The organism is Brevibacterium sp. 50QC2O2 (assembly GCF_024580675.1).
Classification (GTDB): Bacteria; Actinomycetota; Actinomycetes; order Actinomycetales; family Brevibacteriaceae; genus Brevibacterium; species Brevibacterium moorei.
This window is the reverse complement of record NZ_JANIJZ010000036.1, coordinates 1-7,840: the sequence shown is the minus strand read 5'-3', so window position 1 is coordinate 7,840 and position 7,840 is coordinate 1. Positions and strand designations below refer to the sequence as shown.

Below are 7,840 nucleotides of genomic sequence, written 5' to 3'. Positions count from 1 at the left end.
ACAATACCAGCGCACCGCCCACAGGATCACATCACCCTGGAAATGGCGCCACTTGAAATCCGTCATCGTTCCGTCCGTCCAATCTCCGCCAAGCATGCTCAAGCTTCACGATTTTTGCAACAGAGCCCACACGAGTATTGAGCATAGTCGAGATTGGTGCAGATCACTTCTGATATTGAACTGTCAGGAGCTGGCTGCACAACAGCCATTACGCCCAATCAACTGGTGCAGTCGTCTTCTGAAAATGACATTTGGTATCTCTCATAAACGGATGTTTTTGAGAGAACTATCTTCGGCCTTCACACGCACGAAAGGCGGCGAAGCTCCGCCGTTAATCCGTCCGCCGGAGATCTCGCCCAGGCAGGCTGAAGGCCGAGCAAGCCTGACAGGCCCGAAAAGCCCGGCACGGGCGTCGGCGGCGATGACGGCGGCGGCATTATCCAGGGTTGATGATGGAAGTGGAGGATATCGACAACCTCTCGCGCAACCAAGACATCGCGGTCGGACTGCAAGTGATCTTGAAGCCACGGGCCCGTCCCACCCCGACATGGACCTCGATGCCCGAACGGACGTTAGATTTCGAGTTCTAGGCGTTCTGCGATGAAGGTTGGATCCCAGCCGGGATTGAAAGTGTCGACGTGGGTGAATCCGAGCCGCTCGTATAGGCCACGCAGGTTCGGGTGGCAGTCGAGCCGCAGCTTGGCGCACCCCTGCGTTCGCGCGGCATGGCGGCAAGCCTCGATCAGCGCGGAGCTGACACCCCGGCCCGCATGTGTCCGTCGCACCGCGAGCTTGTGCAGATATGCGGCCTCCCCCTTGAGGGCGTCGGGCCAGAACTCGGGATCCTCGGCCGACAAGGTGCAACAGCCGACGATGCCGTCGCTGCAACTCGCGACTAGGAGCTCGGATCTCAGGACGAAGGTCTCCGCGAATGTCCGGTCGATCCGCGCGACGTCCCAGGCGGGCGTTCCCTTGGCGGACATCCACGCCGCAGCGTCGTGCATCAGCCGCACAACCTCGTCGATATCACCCGAGCAGGCGACCCGAACGTTCGGAGGCTCCTCGCTGTCCATTCGCTCCCCTGGCGCGGTATGAACCGCCGCCTCATAGTGCAGTTTGATCCTGACGAGCCCAGCATGTCTGCGCCCACCTTCGCGGAACCTGACCAGGGTCCGCTAGCGGGCGGCCGGAAGGTGAATGCTAGGCATGATCTAACCCTCGGTCTCTGGCGTCGCGACTGCGAAATTTCGCGAGGGTTTCCGAGAAGGTGATTGCGCTTCGCAGATCTCCAGGCGCGTGGGTGCGGACGTAGTCAGCGCCATTGCCGATCGCGTGAAGTTCCGCCGCAAGGCTCGCTGGACCCAGATCCTTTACAGGAAGGCCAACGGTGGCGCCCAAGAAGGATTTCCGCGACACCGAGACCAATAGCGGAAGCCCCAACGCCGACTTCAGCTTTTGAAGGTTCGACAGCACGTGCAGCGATGTTTCCGGTGCGGGGCTCAAGAAAAATCCCATCCCCGGATCGAGGATGAGCCGGTCGGCAGCGACCCCGCTCCGTCGCAAGGCGGAAACCCGCGCCTCGAAGAACCGCACAATCTCGTCGAGCGCGTCTTCGGGTCGAAGGTGACCGGTGCGGGTGGCGATGCCATCCCGCTGCGCTGAGTGCATAACCACCAGCCTGCAGTCCGCCTCAGCAATATCGGGATAGAGCGCAGGGTCAGGAAATCCTTGGATATCGTTCAGGTAGCCCACGCCGCGCTTGAGCGCATAGCGCTGGGTTTCCGGTTGGAAGCTGTCGATTGAAACACGGTGCATCTGATCGGACAGGGCGTCTAAGAGCGGCGCAATACGTCTGATCTCATCGGCCGGCGATACAGGCCTCGCGTCCGGATGGCTGGCGGCCGGTCCGACATCCACGACGTCTGATCCGACTCGCAGCATTTCGATCGCCGCGGTGACAGCGCCGGCGGGGTCTAGCCGCCGGCTCTCATCGAAGAAGGAGTCCTCGGTGAGATTCAGAATGCCGAACACCGTCACCATGGCGTCGGCCTCCGCAGCGACTTCCACGATGGGGATCGGGCGAGCAAAAAGGCAGCAATTATGAGCCCCATACCTACAAAGCCCCACGCATCAAGCTTTTGCCCATGAAGCAACCAGGCAATGGCTGTAATTATGACGACGCCGAGTCCCGACCAGACTGCATAAGCAACACCGACAGGGATGGATTTCAGAACCAGAGAAAGAAAATAAAATGCGATGCCATAACCGATTATGACAACGGCGGAAGGGGCAAGCTTAGTAAAGCCCTCGCTAGATTTTAATGCGGATGTTGCGATTACTTCGCCAACTATTGCGATAACAAGAAAAAGCCAGCCTTTCATGATATATCTCCCAATTTGTGTAGGGCTTATTATGCACGCTTAAAAATAATAAAAGCAGACTTGACCTGATAGTTTGGCTGTGAGCAATTATGTGCTTAGTGCATCTAACGCCTGAATTAAGCCGAGCCGCGAAGCGGCTTCGGCTTAAATGAATAGTTAGACGTTAGACGTTCTTGGCGCCATCGCAAATATGCGAAGTTTGAGATTTTCGCTTTTCGAGCAAATCAGCGACCGCAGACTTTGCATAGCCAATGAACGCCGAAGTCTCATCTGCACGCAAAGCAAGACTATCCTTGCAAAGCCCAAGATAGGCTTGCCGCGCCTCAACCAGTATTGGCTTATGCTCAGCTGGCAAGCGCTCTAAAACCCATTCGGCGGCCACATCCTTGGGGACGATTCCTCCAGTTTCAGTGCTATACCAGATCCGAGCTAACGTGAGTACGATGTTCCGCTCCTCATTTTCCCAATCCTCATGAGTATTCCACAGCTTAAGGGTATCGGAAAGCACCTGGAGAAAGTCATGCTCTGGCACCGGCATGAAGACTTTTTGAGCCACTGGACCTACTAAAGCGATGCTGTGTTGCCTAGCTTTCGTTATTAGAATTGCAAGGTCGGCGTCCAAGGCGGCTGGCTCGAAGACACCTTCAAGAATATCCTCCCGCAGCCACTCCCCGAACTGCAGTTCTCGTCGTGCCGGATAACGCCAAGGCACTACTTCGTTGCATGCAACAACAGTTACCTCTAGCGGCCGGAGTATTGAGCTTTCGCATGGTGGTGCCGAGATATTCAAGAAATCGAGCATCAGGGAGCGTCTGGTAGCTTCATCCAAGCGTGCATCCACGGTAACCAGCAGATCAATGTCGCTATATGGTTTGAGGCCACCATCAATTGCAGAACCATACAAGTGTATGGCTTTCAGCGTTGATGCCAAATGGCGTTTAATTACATCGCGTGCCTGTGAAAGCTGTCTTGAGATTCCGGTGTGTATAGAGTTGCTCATCATGTCTAACTTTGTTTTAGGGCGACTGCCCTGCTGCGTAACATCGTTGCTGCTCCATAACATCAAACATCGACCCACGGCGTAACGCGCTTGCTGCTTGGATGCCCGAGGCATAGACTGTACAACAAAACAGTCATAACAAGCCATGAAAACCAGCACTGCACCGTTACCACCGCTGCGTTCGGTCAAGGTTCTGGACCAGTTGCGTGAGCGCATACGCTACTTGCATTATAGCTTACGAACCGAACAGGCGTATGTCCACTGGGTTCGTGCCTTCATCCGTTTCCACGGTGTGCGTCACCCGGCAACCTTGGGCAGCAGCGAAGTCGAGGCATTTCTGTCCTGGCTGGCGAACGAGCGCAAGGTTTCGGTCTCCACGCATCGTCAGGCATTGGCGGCCTTGCTGTTCTTCTACGGCAAGGTGCTGTGCACGGATCTGCCCTGGCTTCAGGAGATCGGAAGACCTCGGCCGTCGCGGCGCTTGCCGGTGGTGCTGACCCCGGATGAAGTGGTTCGCATCCTCGGTTTTCTGGAAGGCGAGCATCGTTTGTTCGCCCAGCTTCTGTATGGAACGGGCATGCGGATCAGTGAGGGTTTGCAACTGCGGGTCAAGGATCTGGATTTCGATCACGGCACGATCATCGTGCGGGAGGGCAAGGGCTCCAAGGATCGGGCCTTGATGTTACCCGAGAGCTTGGCACCCAGCCTGCGCGAGCAGCTGTCGCGTGCACGGGCATGGTGGCTGAAGGACCAGGCCGAGGGCCGCAGCGGCGTTGCGCTTCCCGACGCCCTTGAGCGGAAGTATCCGCGCGCCGGGCATTCCTGGCCGTGGTTCTGGGTTTTTGCGCAGCACACGCATTCGACCGATCCACGGAGCGGTGTCGTGCGTCGCCATCACATGTATGACCAGACCTTTCAGCGCGCCTTCAAACGTGCCGTAGAACAAGCAGGCATCACGAAGCCCGCCACACCGCACACCCTCCGCCACTCGTTCGCGACGGCCTTGCTCCGCAGCGGTTACGACATTCGAACCGTGCAGGATCTGCTCGGCCATTCCGACGTCTCTACGACGGCTCTGTTGCAAAGATTGGCGGCAGTCAGAGGTAGGCTGTCGCTCTGCGCCGATCAGGCGGCTGCTGCGAAATGGTGGTTGAGCATGCCCATGGCCTCCGTCAGCGCCGAGGGCCCAATGCCAAAAGCTCTCTCCACAAGGCGCACCTCGCCCCTGATGCCGGGCTGCAGGCACCAGGGGCGAGCCTGTCCTTTGCGCAGGGCTCGCATGACTTCGAATCCCTTGATCGTGGCATAGGCCGTGGGGATCGATTTGAAACCGCGCACCGGCTTGATCAGTATCTTGAGCTTTCCGTGATCGGCCTCGATCACGTTATTGAGATACTTCACCTGCCGGTGGGCCGTCTCCCGGTCCAGCTTTCCTTCGCGCTTCAATTCGGTGATCGCTGCACCATAGCTCGGCGCTTTGTCGGTATTGAGCGTGGCAGGCTTTTCCCAGTGCTTCAGGCCTCGCAGGGCCTTGCCCAGGAACCGCTTCGCTGCCTTGGCGCTGCGGGTCGGCGACAGGTAGAAATCGATCGTGTCGCCCCGCTTGTCGACTGCCCGGTACAGGTAGGTCCACTTGCCCCGCACCTTGACGTAGGTTTCATCCAGGCGCCAGCTCGGATCAAAGCCACGCCGCCAGAACCAGCGCAGCCGCTTCTCCATCTCCGGGGCGTAGCACTGGACCCAGCGATAGATCGTCGTATGGTCGACCGAAATGCCGCGTTCCGCCAGCATTTCCTCAAGGTCGCGATAGCTGATCGGATAGCGACAATACCAGCGCACCGCCCACAGGATCACATCACCCTGGAAATGGCGCCACTTGAAATCCGTCATCGTTCCGTCCGTCCAATCTCCGCCAAGCATGCTCAAGCTTCACGATTTTTGCAACAGAGCCCGGCCAAGGACGACGACCGCGAGCCAACCCCGTAGGGTCGGCAAAGTAGTTGCGTTTCGATCGGGTAGTTTCTGCGGTTCCCAGATTACGGGCTCAAGGGTCGTTCGTGCTGTCCGCACAGGCCTCAGTCAACCTGCGTCTCGATGCAGTAGCGTCGCAGTTCTGCGATCATCGAGGTCTTGGGGGTGCTGACGAAGCGGAACGCATGGCTGAAACGGACGCGCATTCCTCCAGCCTCGAGGTAGCCGTCGCAGGAAGCGCGTCGTCCGTGGGTGACGACAGAAATGACCTCCACCCGCTCGGGAGAACGGCGGGCGCACCTCTCGGGCTGCACTGGGGCCGCTGTGTGTGGATTTCTCGATGAGCGTCCAGCTCATGTCATCGGCAAGCCACTCGGAGAGGGCCTCCAGCTCTCCCTTGGCCCGGTTCACAACCAAGTCTCCGTCGACGCACTTCCGTGAAGACTCATGGTGCTATGGCTCGATCCGATGCGCCCGGCCCTTCTCCGCGATCGGCACGCACATTTCGATGGGTCTATCAGGCTCCCAGCTGACCTGTCCTTGGTAGATGATGCCGAGTTTCCCGGTGGCGCCGTCTCGCTAGTCGGCCATGGCGAAGCAGTGTCGCCGCCGTGTTGCTCCTGCTCACGTCTCACAACTCACATCGAGTCGCCGCTCGCCCAAGAGCCGAACTTCGGGGACGCTGCTGTACCACGCATGATGAGAATCACGCAGGGCACGTAGAGTGCTGCGGCGCAGAGCCAGAGGAAGCCGTCGGCGTTGATGTAAGTGAGCGCGAAGATCGTTGTGAAAGCGACCGGTCCGAAGATCGATGTGACGCTGTTGATGCTGGCGAGCACACCCTGGAGGCGCCCTTGGTGCTGTTCATCGACGCGCTGGGAGAGAAGGGTTTGCAGAGCGGGGAGGCCGATGCCACCGATCCCCAGTGCCGCCAAGATAGGTGCCATGGAAAATGCGTCAGTGACAATCGCCAGGCCTACGAGACCCAAGGCGTCGGTAATACACCCGATGATGACTGTTTTTGCCTCACCGATCCACTCCACGATGCGGCCAGTAAGGAGGGCCTGCACGAGAACCTGTACGATCCCGAAAACGGACAGGGAGATTCCAACTTCGACGGGACTCCAGTCGAGGCGGTGTTCAGTAAACAGCACCCAGGTCGCACCTGGAGCCTGCCCAATGAATTGAACAAGGCCGAATGCGATTAATAGGAAGGTAATCCCAGGCACCGCGCTGAGGCCGGGGCGACCACGATGCTGAGCGAGCGACGCAGAGCGCGCAGGGGAATCAGGACGGGTCTCGCGTAACAGGATAAAGGTGAGTGCCAGATTGCTCGCTGAGAGAAGAGCAGCGAGCAAAAACGGCAGATGTGGCGAGATGGCACCGAACAGTCCACCCATGGCTGGCCCCGCGATCATTCCGCCGCCATAGCAGGCACTGAGTAAACCGAAACGCTTGGCGCGCTGGTGGGGTGGCGTGATGTCGGCGATCACGGTGGCGGTGACCGCATTGGTCGCTCCGGTTATCCCAGCCACTGCGCGGGCGATATAGAACACCGACAGAGCGGACGTCGTGGCGAGCACGAGATAGTCGACGGTCGCACCGGCCAGGGAAACAAGCAGCACCCGGCGGCGGCCGAATCGGTCCGACAGCGTTCCCAGTACGGGGGCAAAGATGAACTGCATTACCGCGTAGAGCGCGATCAGCACTCCGACGTTCAGCGGAACCGCATCAGCGGTGACCCCTGCCTCGTGTAGCAGTGCGGGAAGAATCGGCATCACCAGGCCCATGCCGGCGGCGTCGAGGCTAGCCGTGATGAGGACCGTGGCCAACGAGCCACGAGCGGAAGTGAGAGATGACACCTTATCAACGATAAAGTTATCGATGATAAAGTGCAAGCATGGCTCAGAAACAAGCGCGACTCGATCGTGCAGCAGTCTTGCGCGGTGCGAGGCATGTGCTCAATAACACGGGGATCGACGGTTTCACCACACGGGCGCTGGCTGCGCATCTGCGGGTGCAGCAGCCAGCGCTCTACTGGCACTTTCGGACAAAGGCCCACCTGCTCGGATCGCTCGCAGCTGATGTGCTTGATCGCGAACACCACGCCTCACTCCCAGAGTCAGGGGAGCGCTGGGACGACTTTCTCCTGCGCAACGCGCGGAGCTTCCGGACAGCGCTTCTGGCAGTCCGGGATGGAGCACGGCTGCACGCAGAGTTTCACCGTCAAAAGAGTGACCAGATGCCAGCGGGCTCGGATGCCCCCGAAAGTCAGATCGAGTTTCTCGTGTCCGAAGGATTCGCTGAGGGCTCTGCGGTCCGAGCTCTCATGGCTATCAGCCGCTATACGGTCGGTTTCGTACTAGCCTGGGTTTTTCATGGTGTGGGGTGTCCGGGGTGTGGATGAATAGGTGAAGGTGACCTCTGACCTGGGAAAATAGGACTTGTCTAGAGTTCAATTCCCGCAGAAGAAAGATCACCTTCGAAG

General features: G+C 58.8%; 7 protein-coding genes and 1 pseudogene. 2 read left to right on the top strand and 6 right to left on the bottom strand.

Annotated elements, in window-relative coordinates; genetic code table 11:
- Positions 1–572: 572 nt before the first annotated feature.
- The 4 genes from NQ038_RS15010 to NQ038_RS14995 all read right to left on the bottom strand — a co-directional run bounded on the left by NQ038_RS15010 (position 573) and on the right by NQ038_RS14995 (position 3,381).
- Positions 573–1,073, bottom strand: coding sequence for a GNAT family N-acetyltransferase (locus NQ038_RS15010; RefSeq protein WP_000376623.1), 501 nt, complete (start codon positions 1,071–1,073; stop codon positions 573–575).
- 127 nt (positions 1,074–1,200) lie between these two features.
- Positions 1,201–2,040 (bottom strand): sulfonamide-resistant dihydropteroate synthase Sul1, encoded by an 840-nt coding sequence (gene sul1 / locus NQ038_RS15005; RefSeq protein WP_000259031.1) that lies wholly within the window; start codon positions 2,038–2,040, stop codon positions 1,201–1,203.
- Positions 2,034–2,381 (bottom strand): quaternary ammonium compound efflux SMR transporter QacE delta 1, encoded by a 348-nt coding sequence (locus NQ038_RS15000; protein ID WP_000679427.1) that lies wholly within the window; start codon positions 2,379–2,381, stop codon positions 2,034–2,036. The genes sul1 and NQ038_RS15000 overlap by 7 nt, the downstream gene beginning before the upstream one ends.
- 163 nt (positions 2,382–2,544) lie before the next feature.
- Positions 2,545–3,381 (bottom strand): ANT(3'')-Ia family aminoglycoside nucleotidyltransferase AadA9, encoded by an 837-nt coding sequence (locus NQ038_RS14995; protein ID WP_010991842.1) that lies wholly within the window; start codon positions 3,379–3,381, stop codon positions 2,545–2,547.
- Between the two features lie 145 nt (positions 3,382–3,526).
- On the opposite strand from NQ038_RS14995, the pseudogene NQ038_RS14990 reads away from it, so the two are divergent.
- Positions 3,527–4,486: pseudogene (locus NQ038_RS14990) on the top strand (integron integrase); the annotation flags it as partial.
- Positions 4,487–4,506: 20 nt separating this feature from the next.
- On the opposite strand, the gene NQ038_RS14985 reads toward NQ038_RS14990, so the two are convergent.
- Together NQ038_RS14985 and tet(33) are read right to left on the bottom strand one after the other, a co-directional pair.
- The gene (locus NQ038_RS14985; protein WP_001389365.1) at positions 4,507–5,271 is read right to left on the bottom strand and encodes an IS6-like element IS6100 family transposase; all 765 of its coding nucleotides are present in this window, start codon (positions 5,269–5,271) and stop codon (positions 4,507–4,509) included.
- 719 nt (positions 5,272–5,990) lie between these two features.
- Positions 5,991–7,214, bottom strand: coding sequence for a tetracycline efflux MFS transporter Tet(33) (gene tet(33), locus NQ038_RS14980; RefSeq protein WP_010991840.1), 1,224 nt, complete (start codon positions 7,212–7,214; stop codon positions 5,991–5,993).
- A 38-nt stretch (positions 7,215–7,252) separates the two neighbouring features.
- Here tet(33) and NQ038_RS14975 point away from each other — a divergent pair, with 38 nt between their 5' ends.
- Entirely contained in the window at positions 7,253–7,759 is a 507-nt protein-coding gene (locus NQ038_RS14975; RefSeq protein WP_257050015.1) for a TetR/AcrR family transcriptional regulator C-terminal domain-containing protein, read from the top strand.
- Positions 7,760–7,840: the final 81 nt, after the last annotated feature.

What these genes read in the sequence shown, in the direction of transcription:
- NQ038_RS15010 (WP_000376623.1), bottom strand. Translation starts at nt 1,073, where the DNA reads ATGGACAGCGAGGAGCCTCCGAACGTTCGGGTCGCCTGCTCGGGTGAT.
- sul1 (WP_000259031.1), bottom strand. Translation starts at nt 2,040, where the DNA reads ATGGTGACGGTGTTCGGCATTCTGAATCTCACCGAGGACTCCTTCTTC.
- NQ038_RS15000 (WP_000679427.1), bottom strand. Translation starts at nt 2,381, where the DNA reads ATGAAAGGCTGGCTTTTTCTTGTTATCGCAATAGTTGGCGAAGTAATC.
- NQ038_RS14995 (WP_010991842.1), bottom strand. Translation starts at nt 3,381, where the DNA reads ATGAGCAACTCTATACACACCGGAATCTCAAGACAGCTTTCACAGGCA.
- NQ038_RS14985 (WP_001389365.1), bottom strand. Translation starts at nt 5,271, where the DNA reads ATGACGGATTTCAAGTGGCGCCATTTCCAGGGTGATGTGATCCTGTGG.
- NQ038_RS14975 (WP_257050015.1), top strand. Translation starts at nt 7,253, where the DNA reads ATGGCTCAGAAACAAGCGCGACTCGATCGTGCAGCAGTCTTGCGCGGT.